The following is a 15,328-nucleotide window of genomic DNA, read 5'->3' as shown; positions in this document are numbered from 1 at the left end:
CCCACCCCAATCGAACCTCCAACCGCAGCCCCGACCGGAAGGGAAAAAAAACGGTGCTCCTCCTCCCCCCTCTGACGCCCTGCGTCCGCCCACACCCCCCCGGCCCGCCAGGTCCCCATCGACGACCTGCGCACCGAGCTCGACCTGACCAGCGTCCCCAACTGGGGGATCGTGCTGCGCCGCGGCCTGGTCGAGCTCACCGCCCACGATTTCGACCTCATCTCCCGCGCTATGGTCGGGCAGTGATGGCGAATGACGGACTGCGCACCGAATTCGAGCACGCCGACGAAAGCCCCGGTCTCTTGCTCTGGCAGGTGACCAACCGCTGGCAGGCCGCGCAACGCGCGGCACTGGCCCCCTTCGACCTGACCCACGTCCAATTCGTCCTGCTCGCCTCCCTGACCTGGCTCACCAGCCGGTCGGGCGGCGATCCCGTCACCCAGCGCGACCTCGCCGACCACGCCGCCACCGACCCCATGATGACCTCCCAGGTGCTGCGCACCCTGGAACAGAAGGGCCTGCTGGAACGGCGCGATCACCCCACCGACCGCCGCGCCAAATCCCTCGTTCCCACCGAATCCGGTGCGGCCCTGGTCAATCGGGCCATCGGCGCCGTCGAAACCTGTGACCGCGACTTCTTCGCCCCCCTCGGCGACCGCACCCCCCGCTTCACCGCGGCATTACGCCAACTCCGCGACCGCGGCTAGTCCAGGTCTCCCACAGCAGCGGCCAGAGCACCAGCACCGCCACCGCGCAGACCAGGGGCAGGGCCGTCAGATGTGAGGCGAACAGGCCGAGGAGCACGGCGAGCAGCGTGCAGGGCAGCGGCCAGGCCAGGGTCCACCGCCAACCCGCGCCACTGCGCACGCCGCTCAGGCCGACGACCGCGAAATAGCATGCGGCACTGCCGCACAACGCCCAGCCGACACCGGTGCTCAGATGTCCGTGGGGGTGATCCATCGCCAGACCCAGGCCGGCGGCGAGGGCGGCCAGGCCGCCGGTGATGCCGCAGTGCGTGAGCATGATGCGCTGCCACGGTTCGTCGGCCGCGGCGACCGACTCGGTCATCAGGCGCGGCACGAAACCGAACAGGAGGGTCAGCGCCCACAGCCCGGCCAGGATCACGAACGCGGCGAAGGCCAGGCCCAGCACTGCGGCGGTCCACAGTTGTCCACCCAGCGCGGTGATGATGCCGATGACACCCTCGCCGAGCACGATGATCACGAACAGCCCGAGCCGCTCACCCAGGTGCGCCGGATCCGCGTGCACCGCTTCCATTTCCGGCACTCGATCGGGATCGAAGCGCGGGCTGCGCTCGGCCCGCTGCAATCGGGCGCGCAGCCGCTTGCGGGCCTCGGCCAGCATCTGCTCGCCGCTGACCGCGAACATGATCCACAGATCCAGCGCCAGGCCCGCGGCCCACAGCCAGTACTTCGCCGGTTCGCCCACCCACAGCGAGATGATCCACGGGTACACGCCGATGGTGAGCTGCACCGTCGGCCAGTCGACCACGATCTTGCCGCGACCCCACAGATGTTCGGACCCGAGCCGCACCAGTACGTAGACCGCCGCGAAGGTGGTGGCGTGCCGGTCGGGAATGCCTGGGACGGCCGCGGCCATCAGCCCCAGGCCCAGCATGGCCGACAGCATCAGTACCACCCGCGCCTGGTCCCGAGCGATATTGCCGTACAGCGTGATGCACGCCCAGACCATCCAGAACGCCAGGTAGAGCACCACGTACAGCCCGAAGTCGCCGAGTGACGGACCGCGGTGCAGCAGGTGCGTCAGCTGGCCGATCCCGGCGACCGCCACCAGGTCGAAGAACAATTCCATCCAACTCGCATGACGTTCGTGCGTCTCATGCGTCTCCCGCGTCTCGTCGACCACGTCCGCACGCTAACCGGACTTTTTCTCAACCGTCCAGTTTCCGTGCCACCACGCCGAGGGCCACCACACCTGTCGGAGGGCACTGTCATGATGGAGCGCGTGACTGCCGCGACCACCCAGGCCCAGCTCCGGCTCGACGACCTCGATGCCGAGCAGGCCGCGGCCGTGCGCGCACCCCGGGGACCGGTCTGTGTGCTGGCGGGCGCGGGCACCGGCAAGACGCGCACCATCACCCATCGCATTGCGCACCTGGTCTCGGCCGGGCATGTGCGCGCCGACCAGGTGCTGTCGGTGACCTTCACCGCCCGCGCGGCGGGGGAGCTGCGGAATCGGCTGCGGGCACTGGGTTTGAGCGGTGAGGCCGGGCAGGTGCAGGCGCGGACCTTCCACGCCGCCGCGCTGCGGCAGCTCAAATACTTCTGGCCCCAGGTGGTCGGCGATGTGCCGTGGCGGCTGATCGACGGCAAGTTTCCCATCGTGGCCCAGGCCGCCGGCCGGGCCGGGCTGCCCACCGACACCGACAGCCTGCGTGATCTGATCAGTGAGATCGAATGGGCCAAGGGCTCGCTCGTCGCGCCCGAGGACTATGCGGGTGAGGCGGCCCGCCGCCACCGCGATGTGCCCTACGAGGCGAAGAAGGTCTCGGCGGTCTACACCTACTACGAGGCCCTGAAGAACACCCCCGACGGGCTGCTGCTCGATTTCGACGATCTGCTGCTGCACACCGCGGCCGCGCTCGAGGAGTATTCGTCGGTGGCCGAGGAGTTCCGCGGCCGCTACCGGTGTTTCGTGGTGGACGAGTACCAGGACGTCACCCCGCTGCAGCAGCGGGTGCTCGACGCCTGGCTCGGCGATCGCGACGACCTGACCGTGGTCGGCGACGCCAACCAGACCATCTACTCCTTCACCGGGGCCAGCCCGGCCTATCTGCTCGACTTCTCCCGCCGCTTCCCCGACGCCACCGTCGTCCGCCTGGAACGCGACTATCGCTCCACCCCGCAGGTGGTGTCGCTGGCCAACCGGGTGATCGGTGCGGCCCGCGGCCGCATCGCGGGCACCCGGCTGCAGCTCATCGGCCAGCGCGCCGACGGTCCGGAACCAACCTTCGCCGAATTCGACGACGAGCCCGCCGAGGCCGCCGCCGTCGCCAAGGCGGTCGCCAAACTGCTCGGAAACGGTGTTCCCGCAGCGGAAATCGCGATCCTCTACCGCATCAACGCGCAATCGGAGGTCTACGAGCAGGCGCTCACCGAGGCGGGCATCCCGTATCAGGTGCGCGGCGGCGAGGGCTTCTTCCACCGGCCAGAGGTGCGGCAGGCGGTGTCGGCGTTGCGCACGGCCGCCAATCGCGACGACCTGCCCGATGCCCGCGGCGAGAAGCTGGTCACCCTGGTGCGCGCGGCGCTGGCCCAGGTCGGGCTCACCAGGGAGGAGCCGGTCGGCGCCCAGGCCCGCGAACGCTGGTCCTCGCTGATGGCGCTGGTCCAGCTCACCGAGGAACTCGCCGAACAGGATCCGGACCTGGAACTGACCGGCCTGCTGCGTGAGCTGGCCGCCCGCGCCGAGGCCCGGCACCCACCGACCGTGCAGGGCATCACCCTGGCCTCGCTGCACGCTGCCAAGGGTCTGGAGTGGGACGCCGTCTTCCTGGTCGGCCTGGCCGACGGCACCCTGCCCATCCAGCACGTACTCGGCCCGGACGCAACGGTTTCCGACGAGGCCGCCCTCGAGGAGGAGCGCCGCCTGCTCTACGTCGGCGTCACCCGCGCCCGGGAACACCTCCAATTGTCCTGGGCCCTGGCCCGTTCCGCGGGCGGCCGCAAGGTGCGCCGCCGCTCCCGTTTCCTCATCGGCCTGGTCCCCGACGACTCCCCGGCCTCGCGCATCGCCGCCCACACCACCGAACGCCGCAACGGTCCCAAGCGCGTCCACCCGACCTGCCGCATTTGCGGTCGGCCGCTGCTGAATACGCAGGCCACCATGCTCGGCCGCTGCTCCCGCTGCCCCGCCGACATCGACCCGGAACTGCTCGAGGCACTGAAGGAATGGCGGCGCGAGAAGGCCGAGGAACTGTCACTGCCACATTTTGTGGTGTTCAGCGATACGACCCTGACCGCCATCGCCGAACAGCGCCCGGCCGACGACCGAGCCCTGGTGGCGATCCCCGGCATCGGGGCCAAAAAACTGCAGACATACGGCGCGGATGTCCTCGCGATCGTCCGATCGCGGCTGCGGGACTCTTCCTAGTCCGTGCGAAGAATGTGCGCAAGCCCCTAAAACCGCAGGTCAAAAATAGGTTGTGTGCATCCGTATAGATACCTAGTGTGGTTCTCACGCACCGGGGAAGAACCCGCGTGTTCCAAGCACTGATCGCATACGAGTGAAGGAGGGAGGCAGACCGATGAACAACATTTCGAGCTTCGTTTCGACCGGCAGCATCGCCGGCCGTCCGGCGACGGCATGCGTCATGTCCGTCGTGTCCGTCTCCCGGGGGGCCCTCGCGCCCAAGGGGATTCGTATGTCCGGCGTGAATGGCGATCTTGGTCTTCAGGTCTTTGCAAGCAAAGCCCAAGCGGATCAGCAGATCGTGATCAAGCAGGACAAGCCCAAGGGTGACTGGCACCCGGCCGCCGTGTACGCGGCCGTCGAAACCCTCGCAGTCGCAACCGGAACCGAGCGTCCGGTGCATCTGCTGGCAGCCCGTCCCCGCACTACCGACCCAGCGACCGTGATCAGGAGTCGACACCGAAGTCGACTCAGGTAGGGAATCACTCCCAGACCTCCTGGCCACGGATCGCGAACCCCGCGAAACCGTGGCCAAAGTTTTATCGGCCCTGCAGCCACCGGCACCGGTTTCGCGAAACACCGAACGACCGATGCACGAGCTGAAGGAGCCCGACGTGTCCACCACGGTCATCCGTGAACGAGTGACATGCCGCAACACCGTGGCCAACACGACGACCCGCACCCGCCGGGGAGTCACCATCACCCTGCCCTGCCGAGTCGGCAACCCGGACCTCTGGTTCGCCGAGGCCCCCGCCCAGCTGGAAGAGGCGAAGGCGCTGTGCGCGTCCTGCCCGATCCGCCAGGGCTGCCTGTCGGCCGCACTGGATCGCGGTGAGCCCTGGGGTGTCTGGGGCGGTGAGATCTTCGACCAGGGTGTCGTGATCGCCCGCAAGCGCCCGCGTGGCCGCCCGCGCAAGGTCGCGGTGGCATGACCGCCCCGGCTTCCGGGGGAGTAGAACGCATACGACCCGCTTACCAGACGGTAGGCGGGTCGTTTTGCGTCGCAGGGGAATTCAGCTCGCGGCGCGGAGGGTCTCGACGTAGCCGGGGACCCAGTCGTTCATGAGCTTCATGAAGGGGATTTCGGCGTCGAGCTGGGCGCAGATCCCTACCGAGCCGCCGAGGACTCGGAAGATCATCACGTGTTCCGCCGGGAGTTGCAGGGAGCGAGCGGTTTTCATCATGTCGGCGTTGGAGATGTCGGTGGCCTTGCCCGCCACGCGCTGCATCCACCGGCGGGTGAAGTGGAAGGTTTCGGTTTTGATGGGGTCGGTGAAGGGTCGCAGGTAATCCTGGATCTCCTGGATGCTCACGGTCTTGCCCGGGATGACCCAGCCGTTGTCGTGCAGCAGCGCCGTCAGTTCGTCGTAACGCTGCTGGACCTCGAGCGCCACCATCTGGCCCAGGATCTTGGGGAAGCCATTGGGCAGGGGAGCGCAGGCACCGTAGTCGATGACCGCGAGGCGGCCGTCCTCGAGCACCATGAAGTTGCCCGGATGCGGATCGGCGTGCAGCAGGCCCGCGATCGACGGTGAGCTGAAATGGAATTCGCCCATCAGCGAGGCCGTCCGATTGCGCAGGTCGACCGTGCCGGCCGGGTCCGCCATGCCGCGCTGAATGATCTTCGAGACCGGGGTGGCATCGTCCAGCCACTCGGTGACGATCACCTTCGGTGCGCTGGCCACCACCTTCGGCACCAGGAAGCGCGGGTGCCCCTCGTAGGCCCGGGCGAACTGGCGCTGATGCCCGGCCTCGATCCGGTAGTCCAGCTCCTCCTCGGTGCGCTCACTGATCTCGGCGAGGATCGGCTTGATGTCCGCGCCCGGAATGAGCGCGCTCATCATGCCCGCCATCCGGTTGAGCGTCTTGAGATCGGCCCGCAGCGCCTCGTCGGCGCCCGGGTACTGCACCTTCACCGCGACCACCCGGCCGTCGGACCAGATCGCCTTGTGCACCTGGCCGATGCTGGCCGAGGCGGTGGGCGCGTCGTCGAATTCCCGGAAGCGTTGCCGCCAGCCGGTTCCCAGCTGCTGGTCCAGTTGCCGGTGCACGGCCGCGGCCGGCATGGGCGGCGCGGCGGCCTGCAGCTTGGTGAGCGCCTCGCGATAGTGCTCGCCGAACTCCTCCGGGACGGCGGCCTCCATCACCGACAGCGCCTGACCGAACTTCATGGCGCCGCCCTTGAGCTCACCGAGCACGGCGAAGAGCTGTTCGGCGGCCTTCTGATTCAGCTCGGCGTTGATCTCCTGCTTGTCTCCCCCGGCAAGTTTGCGGCCGAAACCCACGGCCGCCCGCCCTGCGATGCCGAGTGGAATCTTGGCCAGCTTGGCATTGCGGGAAGAGCGCTTGCTCACAATCTCTGACACGTTCCCATCATGCCGATGTCCCAGACGGTCCGCCATGGGATTGGGGTGTTCTTCCGGGTTGGCGGCGATAGTGGTTTCCATCACACCACCGCGCTTTCATGGCAACCGCAGTTCGGATGGACGGGCCACGGACGCCGATCCAGGTGCGGAATCTCCGGATCCAATTCGAGCGTGGCATGCAGCGTGGCCGGTGGCCGCTCCGCCCGGCCGAAGGACACGGTCTCGATCTCCTTCAGCGCCAGCGCCGCGGTCATGGCCACCCCCGCCGGGGATGCGTACCCGACCCGCCCCAGCAACTGCGCCGCCAGTTGCGGCCACGCCGGTTCGGACTCGGCGCGATATATGTCCGCGCAACGCAGGCAACCGGTTTCGCCCGGCAGCACCAGCGGGCCGACGATCCCGCGCCCATCGCGGATCCGGACCTGCAGATGGGGAATGCGGCGGCGCATGAGCGCGGCCACCAGGGCCGGATCCGGGACCAGGGTGTCGGACAGCACGAGCAGATCCGGCCGATCCGCCTCCAGACTCTCGATGCCCGGCTCTCCGCAGCGCGCGTGGGAGTGCTTGGCCCGCAAGCCGATTCGGCGCAGGCCGTCCAGCAGTGCGTCCGCCAGCGGCCCGCGGCCGTGGACCCGCACCTTCCGCAATCGTGCCCGCGGCTCATCCGCGGCCAGTAGCTCCGCGGCCGCCATCTGCTCGAGCAGCGACTGCGCGATACCGGTCCCGAATCCCAATTCCCGGGCCTGCCGGAGAATCTCGGCCTCGGTGCGGGACCCGTCCAGTAGCCGCAGCAGCGCGGGCACCGCCTCGATCGGCCCCGGCGGTTGCAGGATGACCGCGTGCTCGGGATCCCAGCCGAGCTGGACCGCGCCATTCGGGCGCACCAGCACGGTGATTCGGGGATGGAGCATCGGTCCACGGGTCGGCAGCACAGTCGTCATGCCATCAGCGTGCATGCTCCCGGAAATGCCGAAACCCGCGAAAACGCTTGTTCATCAGCGCTTTCACGGGTTGTCCACAACTCGGGTCAGGGTCTTGCACCCATCCACAGGTCAGGCGGTGGCGTCGCCCTCGGGCTTGTCGCCGGTAGCATCCTCGCCCTTGCCTTCCTTTTCGGCGCGCTCCCGCGCCTCCGTCTCGGCCAGCTGCGCCAGCGGATCGTCGAACACCGCCGCGCCGCCGCCCAGCACCGAATCGATGAAGCCCGCCGGGGCGTCCAGGTCGGAGGAGTCGGGCAGCAGGTCCGGGTGCGCCCACACGCCGTCGCGCTTCTCCAGCCCGGCGTCGGTGGTCAGCCGCCGCCACAGCGCCGCGGCCTCGCGCACCTTGCGCGGCCGCAGCTCCAGGCCGACGAGAGTGGCGAAGGTCTGCTCGGCCGGCCCGCCGGTGGCGCGACGACGGCGCAGCGTCTCGGCCAGCGCGCCCGCACCGGGCAGCCGATCGCCCACGGCGTCGGTGACCACGGTCTCCACCCAGCCCTCGATCAAGGCCAGCAGCGTCTCCAGTCGCTCCAGCGCGGCCTTCTGCTCGGGGGTGGTCTGCGGTTCGAACGTGCCCTGCGACAGCAGCTCTTCCAGCTTCGACGGATCCTGCGCCAGCGCCATGGGATCCAGGTTCTGGGCGGCCTGCTCGATGGCCGAGAAGTCCATCTTGATGCCGCGCGCATAGTCCTCGACCGCGCCCAGCACCTGCTGGCGCAGCCACGGCACGTGCGCGAACAGCCGCTGGTGCGCGGCCTCGCGGGCGGCCAGGTAGACCAGGATCTCGCTCTCCGGCTGCTCGAGCCCGGCGCTGAATTCCGAGATGGCCGCGGGCAGCAGCGCCGCGGTGCCGTCGGGACCCAGCGGCAGGCCGATGTCGGTGGAGGTCAGTACCTCCTTGGCGAGCTGGCCCAGAGCCTGGCCCAGCTGCGAACCGAATGCGAGTCCGCCCATCTGGCCGAGCATTCCGAACATCGGCGCCGCGAATTCCTTGGCCTCGGCCGGGAGTGTGGCGGTCCACATGCCCGAAACCTGTTCGGCCACCGGATCACACAGCCGCTTCCAGGTGGGCAGCGTCTCCTCGATCCAGTCGTTGGCGGTCCACGCGACGGTCTTGGTCGCGCCCGCGGGGAAGGTGGTGGCGGCGTCGAGCCACAGCTCCGCCAGGTGCGCCGCGTCGGCGACCGCGCGCTGCGCGCCGGCCGAGACGGGCGGGACACTGGACCCGAGCTGCTGGCGGGCCAGCCGCTTGGCGATGTCGTAATTGACCGGACCGGTCTGTGCGCCCGGCTGTCCCATGCTCGAGAACATGGCACCCAGCTGCGTCAGCATCTGACCGAGTTGCGAGGGATCGAATCCGCCGCCGCCCGGACCGCCCATGGCGAATCCGAACGGGTTGTTCGCACCAGAATCGCTGGACTCGTCCCCGGGCTTGCGCTCCGGATCGTCGTCGCGATTCGAGAATCCGAACGGAAAATCACTCATACCCACTACGGTACTGGAGCCGCGGATCACGCGAACCGCCGAGCGGAGCGCGGCAATGGCCTCGATGACCAGTACCCTTGGCCGCGTGAACCGTCGGATATTCACCCTGCTCGCCGCTCTGATCCCGATTCTGGCGCTGGGCATACTGGGCAGTGTCGTCACCGTTCCGTTCGTGGCGCTCGGACCAGGGCCGACCTTCAATACGCTGGGCGAAGTCGACGGAAAACAGGTGGTCGACGTGCAGGGCGCGGCGGTGAAACCGGTGTCCGGCAATCTCAATATGACGACCGTCTCCGTTCGCGATCGGCTGAATATTTTCGAGGCGATCGGCTTGTGGATCGACGGCCAGCACGGTTTGGTGCCGCGCGCGGAGGTCTACCCGCCGGGACAGTCGCGTGATGATGTCGACAAATCCAATCAGCAGCAGTTCAAGGATTCCGAGGACTCCGCGGAATTGGCGGCCCTCAACTATTTGAAGCTGCCGACCGCGGTGCGGCTGGCGAATGTCGCCGACGACGGCCCGGCCAAGGACATGCTGAAGAAAGGCGACGAGATCGTCAGCATCGACGGTAAGCCGATCGCCACCACCAAAGACGTTGTGACCGCGGTCTCCTCGGCCAAGCCCGGCACCACCGTCCCCGTGGTGGTCCGCCGCGACGGCGTCGAGCAGACCGCCGAGATCACCCTGGGCGCGCGCCCCGACGATTCCGGCAAGGGCTACCTCGGCATCACTCCCGACGAGATCAACAAGGGCCCGATCAAGGTCGACTTCAACCTCGGCGAGATCGGCGGCCCGTCGGCGGGCCTCATGTTCACCCTGGCCCTCATCGACAAGCTCACCACCGGTGACCTGTCCGGCGGCAAGTTCGTCGCGGGCACCGGCACCATCGACCCCGACGGCAAGGTCGGCCCGATCGGCGGCATCCAGTACAAGATGATCGCCGCCCGCGAAGCCGGCGCCGAGACCTTCATGGTCCCCGCCGCCAACTGCAACGAGGCCGCTCAGCGCACGCCCGCGGGCCTGCGCCTGGTCAAGGTCGAAAACCTGTCCGGCGCAGTCCAATCGCTCGAGGACATCAACGCGGGCAAGGAAGTCACCAGCTGCGGCTGACCTCGTTCAGAAGTCGTCGGGATCGTTCTCCAGCGTGTGGCGCAGGGCTTCGACGAGATTCGGTGCGAGGTTGGGGGCGGTGCGCAGATCGAGGTCGGCGAAGGGATCCTCGTCCTCATCGCTGGGGCGGACCTGCAGCAGCGACAGCGAGGTGCCGTCGCGCAGGACGCCGACGAACAGGCGGGCGTCGCGGCGCTCGGCGTGGGTCATGGCCGCGCGGCGGGCGGCCTGGTCGGCGGCGTCGCGGTCGGCGAGCAGGGGAGCGATGGCATCGTCGAGGGTCTGCTCGGCGGCCGGCGGCAGCACCACGATCTGCTGTACGAGCACACAGCCCGCGACCGACGGCGGCCAGCTGGTGGTGGCGAGGAACTCGTCGAGCGCCATGGCGTCGGCCTCGCCCGCGATGTCCTCGGGGAAGGGTTCCTGCGCAATGGGAGTCAGGGCGTCCTGCTCGTCCAGCTGATCCAGCAGTCCGGGTTCGGCGGCGGCCAGATCCGCGGTCGGTACCAGGGCGAACATCTGCGGAGGGCGGTCCCAGCCCTCGCCGTCGACATATTCCGCGACTTCCCGGATACACCGGTACAGGGCCGAGGCCGCCCACTGCTCAGGATTCACCCGGCAATCCTCGCATCCCGCTCGTGTCCGGCGTACGCGGCAGGTGTTGGGCCGCGCGGCGGGCGTTTTACGTAGAGTGGGGCGCGAACGGTCCCCTGGGACCAACTCGCATCATCGGACTGCGACGCTGCGTGCCGGTATCCCGGCCGGGGCGTCGCCGGACCTGGGAGAGTGGCATCGTGGGCATGCGCCCCCCGACCGGCTTACCTTCGCTGTCGCGACGCAGCCGCATTCTGCTCGTCACTGCGCTGGTGCTGGCCGCCCTGTTACTGGTCGGGCCCCGGCTCACCGACGCCTACACCAACTGGTTGTGGTTCGGGGAGGTGGGATTCCGCAACGTCTACACCACCGTGCTGTTCACCCGGATCCTGTTGTTCCTGGTGGTCGCGGTGGTCGTGGCCGTCATCATCTGGCTGGCGCTACTGCTGGCGTACCGGTCGCGTCCGGTCTTCGTGCCGGCGAACGGACCCGCCGATCCGATCGCCCGCTACCGGACCACGGTGATGAGCCGGCTGCGTCTGTTCGGTATCGGCATCCCGGTGCTCATCGGCGTGCTGTCGGGTCTGGTGGCGCAGTCGAGCTGGGTGACGGTGCAGCTGTTCCTGCACGGCAGCTCCTTCGGGGTCAAGGATCCGCAGTTCCATCTGGACGTCGGCTTCTACGCCTTCGATCTGCCGTTCTATCGGATGGTGCTGAACTGGCTGTTCGTCTCCGTGGTGATCGCCTTCTTCGCGAACCTGGTGGCGCACTACGTCTTCGGCGGGCTGCGGCTGTCCGGCCGTGAGGGCACGCTGAGCACCTCGGCGCGCGTGCAGCTGGCCATCCTGGCCGGACTCTTCGTGCTGCTCAAGGCGGTCGCGTACTGGCTGGACCGCTACGCGCTGCTGTCGAGCACCCGCAAGGAGCCGACCTTCACCGGTGGCTCCTACACCGATATCAACGCGGTGCTGCCGGCCAAGCTGATCCTGCTGTCCATCGCGGTCATCTGCGCCATCGCCTTCTTCGCCGGAGTCGTGCTGCGCGACCTGCGGATTCCGGCCATGGCGGCGGCGCTGCTGGTGCTGTCCTCGGTGCTGGTGGGCGCGGTGTGGCCGCTGCTGGTGGAGCAGTTCTCGGTGCGCCCGAACGCGGCCACCAAGGAACAGGCCTACATCGAGCGCAATATCGAGGCCACCCGCGAGGCCTACGGGCTCACCTCCGACAAGGTCGAGTACGTCAACTACAAGGGTGAGGCGACCAAGGACCCGGTCGCGGTGCCCGCCGACCAGCAGACCATCAAGAACATCCGGCTGCTGGACCCGAACCTGCTGACCCAGACCTTCATTCAGCGCAACCTGCAGCTGCAGAACTTCTACGGCTTCCCGGACCCGCTGGACATCGACCGCTACACCATCAATGGTGAGATGGGCGATTACATCGTCGCCGCGCGCGAGCTGCAGCCGCAGAACCTGTCCGGTAACCAGACCGACTGGATCAACAAGCACACCGTGTACACGCACGGCAACGGCTTCGTGGCCTCGCCCGCCAACAAGGTGAACGCGGCCCCGCCCAAGGAATCCCAGCAGGCCGGGCAGTCCGCGGGCAGCGATTCCGGTGGCGGCTACGGCTATCCGGTGTTCAATGTCGGCGACCTGTCCACGGTCAGCGACCTGTTCACCGACAAGGCCAAGGAGGCCATCCCGGTCGATCAGCCGCGCATCTACTACGGCGAGCTGATCTCCAAGTCGGATGCCGACTACGCGATCGTGGGCAGCAACAACCAGCCCAAGCGCGAATACGACACCCCCACCGACCAGTTCACCTACGACGGCGCGGGCGGCGTGCCGCTCGGCAACTGGTTCAACCGGCTGGCCTTCGCGGCCAAGTACGCCGAGCGCAACATCCTGTTCTCGGGCGCCATCGGACCGGATTCGAAGATCATCTTCAATCGCAATCCGCGCGACCGCGTCACCCAGGTGGCGCCGTGGCTGACCGCCGACGGGGATGTGTACCCGGCCGTGGTGAAGGGCCGCATCGTCTGGATCGTGGACGCCTACACCACCCTCGACAACTTCCCGTACGCGCAGAAGACCTCGCTGGACGGCGTCGTCGAGGACTCCATCGACCAGACCACGGGGCGTCTACTACCCCGCAAGGAGGTCTCCTACATCCGGAACTCGGTGAAGGCCACCGTCGATGCGTACGACGGCACCGTCAGCCTGTACGAGGTGGACAAGACCGATCCGGTGCTGAAGGCGTGGATGGGTGTGTTCCCGAACGCGGTGAAGCCGGAGAGCGCCATCTCCGACGAGCTGCGCGCGCACTTCCGCTACCCGGAGGACCTGTTCAAGGTGCAGCGCGAGATGCTGGCGAAGTACCACGTGGACGATCCGCGAGAGTTCTTCACCAACAACGCCTTCTGGTCGGTGCCCAATGATCCGACCCAGGAGGGCGCGGCCAGCGGGGCGCATCAACCGCCGTACTACGTCCTGCTCGGTGATACGAAGACCGGTAAGTCGCAGTTCAACCTGACCAGCGTGATGGTGGGTTACAAGCGGAACTTCCTGTCCGCCTACATCCAGGCGCATTCGGATCCCGACAATTACGGCAAGATCACCGTTTTGAAGCTGCCCGCGGATTCACAGACGCCGGGCCCGGGCCAGACGCAGACGTCCATGACGACGGCCGATCAAGTGTCCCGAGACCGGAACCTGCTGACCGGTGGCAATGTCAACAAGATCAAATACGGCAATCTGCTGACCCTGCCGGTCGGTGACGGCGGCATCCTGTACGTCGAACCCTGGTACCTGGAACGCAATACCGGCGGGCCCAACGCGCCGTCCTTCCCGCAGCTGGTGAAGGTGCTGGCCAGCTACCGCGACAAGGTCGGCTACGGATCGACGGTCAAGGAAGCGCTCGACCAGGTGCTGCCCGGAACCGGCAGCGCCGCAACCGATCAGCCGGGACAGGCGGCCACCCCGCCGGCCCAGGGCGCGACGCCGCCGACCACACCGGCGACACCCCCGGTCACCGGGTCCGCCGGTAGGGATGCGGCGGTCAAGCAACTCGACGACGCCTTGAAGGCGGTTCAGGACGCGCAGAAGTCCGGCGACCTGGGCCAACTGGGCAAGGCGCTGGAGCAATTGCAGACCGCCGTGAACAACTACGAGAAGACGGGTGGGTAACTGACCCGTCAGCGCGAGGCGCTGTCACCTGTGGGTGACAGCGCCTTTCGCATTCCTGGGCTCGATGACTCGCGGTGCGGTCGCGGACCGCGGGGTTGTCCGCGCGCGCCTCGGCGACCTTGCGGGCGGGGGTGTATCGCGCATCCTTCCGGCTCGGGTTGCGTGCCGAGGCAGCGGTGTGGCTGGGGCGCTTCAGATTTCAGTGACCCGGCCGAGAGGTAAGCGCAGTGGGAGGCGCGGTCGACTTGACCGTGTAGAGGACCGGGGTGGTCTCGAGCGCGTGGATGGCGTCGAAGGATCCCAGACGGCGAGTCAGATAGCGGTGCAGTGCGGCCGGGTCGGGGCAGAGGGCCTCGGCGATCAGGTTGGTGCGGCCGGTCGTGGCGGCGACGAACGCCAATTCCTCGTGCTGGGAGAGGGATTCGGCGACCGCATCGAGCTGACCCGGAGCGACGGTCGCCCACAGCAGGGCACGGGTGGTGACGCCGAAGACGCGATCGTCGATGTCGACATCCAGATAGAGCGCGCCGGCAGCACGCAGGTCGGCGATGCGCCGCGCCACCGTGGACTGTGACCAGCCGGTGGCGGCAGCCAGGTCCGCCAAGGTCGCGCGGCCGTCGGCACGCAATGCGGAGAACAGTGGCGCGTCGGTGGGGGCGACCGGCTTGTGAACGCCGGCCCGGGAACTCGGCTGCCGGCCGGCGCCGGACGAGTCTGAGCCGTGCATCTCGGCGCGCCCGGTTGATCCGTGCGTCTCGGTCGTCGCAATCGGGTGGCCGTTGTCGGCGGAAGAGATCGCTGCGGCCGGGGCAGACGGCGAATCAGGGCTGAAAATGTTGTGTGGCAGTAGTTTCCGACGTTGTTCGGCGTCCAGCGTGGTGAGTCGACCGGGCCAGGCGGTCGGGCCGCCGAGGTAGGTGTGCAGTACGTAGTGCGCGGAAATTCCGGTGATCGCCGAGGTTCGGGGAAGGTCGTCGAGCAGCAGCGCGGGTGCGTCGGGACCGGGGCCGTCGACAATGAGGAAGATTTCGGTGCCGCCGGAGGTGAGCATCACCCAGCTGGTGTCGCCGCGTTTCGCCAAGACGTGCGCCAATTTTCGCGCGGCCGTCGGGGTGCAGGTGAGCCGGACCAGCCACTGGGTGGTGCTGGTGCGCCCCGGGTCCGGCAGCCCGACCACCCGCAGCCCGAACTCCGCCCGCAGGCGGCGGTAGCGGCGGGCGACGGTCTGGGTCGAGACACCGAGCACTTCGCCGATGCGGTTGAAGGGCGCGCGTCCATCGATGTGCAGGGCGTGGACAACGCCGCGATCCACCTCGTCCAGCATGGAAGAAATCCTCGCAGATCCAGGCTGATACGGAAAATATCCGCAATCTGATGGCACTGGATAGCCGCTGTTCCGCGCCTTTCGCAGGATGAAGGAGCGGGACACACCCG

At 68.0% G+C, this 15,328-nt stretch carries 12 protein-coding genes; 6 read left to right on the top strand and 6 right to left on the bottom strand.

The annotated features are described in order from the left end of the window. Positions 1 to 245 precede the first annotated feature (245 nt). Entirely contained in the window at positions 246 to 707 is a 462-nt protein-coding gene (locus ACFXN1_RS13025) for a MarR family winged helix-turn-helix transcriptional regulator (RefSeq protein WP_379445617.1), read from the top strand. On the opposite strand, the gene ACFXN1_RS13020 is transcribed toward ACFXN1_RS13025, so the two are convergent. After that, positions 670 to 1,887, bottom strand: a complete 1,218-nt coding sequence (locus tag ACFXN1_RS13020; protein WP_379445606.1) for a low temperature requirement protein A — start codon at positions 1,885 to 1,887, stop codon at positions 670 to 672. The two genes, ACFXN1_RS13025 and ACFXN1_RS13020, sit on opposite strands and share 38 nt — an antisense overlap. Before the next feature lie 90 nt (positions 1,888 to 1,977). Between ACFXN1_RS13020 and ACFXN1_RS13015 the strand changes: the two genes are divergently transcribed. The 3 genes from ACFXN1_RS13015 (at position 1,978) to ACFXN1_RS13005 (ending at position 5,105) form a co-directional block, all read left to right on the top strand. Then, positions 1,978 to 4,134 carry an ATP-dependent DNA helicase UvrD2 gene (locus tag ACFXN1_RS13015; protein ID WP_379445618.1) on the top strand — a complete coding sequence of 719 codons (2,157 nt, stop codon included), beginning with the start codon at positions 1,978 to 1,980 and terminating at the stop codon, positions 4,132 to 4,134. Positions 4,135 to 4,288: 154 nt separating this feature from the next. After that, entirely contained in the window at positions 4,289 to 4,651 is a 363-nt protein-coding gene (locus tag ACFXN1_RS13010; protein ID WP_379445607.1) for a hypothetical protein, read from the top strand. Between the two features lie 112 nt (positions 4,652 to 4,763). Continuing rightward, positions 4,764 to 5,105, top strand: a complete 342-nt coding sequence (locus ACFXN1_RS13005; RefSeq protein ID WP_379379392.1) for a WhiB family transcriptional regulator — start codon at positions 4,764 to 4,766, stop codon at positions 5,103 to 5,105. 81 nt (positions 5,106 to 5,186) lie between these two features. Here the strand turns inward: ACFXN1_RS13005 and ACFXN1_RS13000 are convergent, their stop codons facing one another. From ACFXN1_RS13000 to ACFXN1_RS12990, 3 genes are all read right to left on the bottom strand, one after another. Next, complete coding sequence (locus tag ACFXN1_RS13000) at positions 5,187 to 6,575, bottom strand: ABC1 kinase family protein (RefSeq protein WP_379445619.1); 1,389 nt, start codon at positions 6,573 to 6,575, stop codon at positions 5,187 to 5,189. 44 nt (positions 6,576 to 6,619) lie between these two features. Continuing rightward, positions 6,620 to 7,480, bottom strand: a complete 861-nt coding sequence (locus ACFXN1_RS12995; RefSeq protein ID WP_379445608.1) for a TOMM precursor leader peptide-binding protein — start codon at positions 7,478 to 7,480, stop codon at positions 6,620 to 6,622. 111 nt (positions 7,481 to 7,591) lie between these two features. Next, positions 7,592 to 9,004, bottom strand: a complete 1,413-nt coding sequence (locus ACFXN1_RS12990) for a zinc-dependent metalloprotease (RefSeq protein WP_379445609.1) — start codon at positions 9,002 to 9,004, stop codon at positions 7,592 to 7,594. 85 nt (positions 9,005 to 9,089) lie between these two features. Here ACFXN1_RS12990 and ACFXN1_RS12985 point away from each other — a divergent pair, with 85 nt between their 5' ends. Continuing rightward, positions 9,090 to 10,115: a PDZ domain-containing protein gene (locus ACFXN1_RS12985; protein WP_379445610.1), complete on the top strand. Its 1,026-nt coding sequence runs from the start codon at positions 9,090 to 9,092 to the stop codon at positions 10,113 to 10,115. 6 nt (positions 10,116 to 10,121) lie between these two features. Here the strand turns inward: ACFXN1_RS12985 and ACFXN1_RS12980 are convergent, their stop codons facing one another. Further along, positions 10,122 to 10,730 (bottom strand): PPA1309 family protein, encoded by a 609-nt coding sequence (locus ACFXN1_RS12980; protein WP_379401801.1) that lies wholly within the window; start codon positions 10,728 to 10,730, stop codon positions 10,122 to 10,124. A 179-nt stretch (positions 10,731 to 10,909) separates the two neighbouring features. Between ACFXN1_RS12980 and ACFXN1_RS12975 the strand changes: the two genes are divergently transcribed. Beyond that, positions 10,910 to 13,894, top strand: coding sequence for a UPF0182 family protein (locus tag ACFXN1_RS12975; protein ID WP_379445611.1), 2,985 nt, complete (start codon positions 10,910 to 10,912; stop codon positions 13,892 to 13,894). A 199-nt stretch (positions 13,895 to 14,093) separates the two neighbouring features. On the opposite strand, the gene ACFXN1_RS12970 is transcribed toward ACFXN1_RS12975, so the two are convergent. Next, entirely contained in the window at positions 14,094 to 15,218 is a 1,125-nt protein-coding gene (locus ACFXN1_RS12970) for an Lrp/AsnC family transcriptional regulator (protein WP_379445612.1), read from the bottom strand. Positions 15,219 to 15,328: the final 110 nt, after the last annotated feature.

Source organism: Nocardia sp. NPDC059154 (assembly GCF_042755705.1).
GTDB lineage: Bacteria > Actinomycetota > Actinomycetes > Mycobacteriales > Mycobacteriaceae > Nocardia.
The sequence above is the reverse complement of the archived record's forward strand: the minus strand, read 5'-3'. Positions and strand labels throughout refer to the sequence as shown.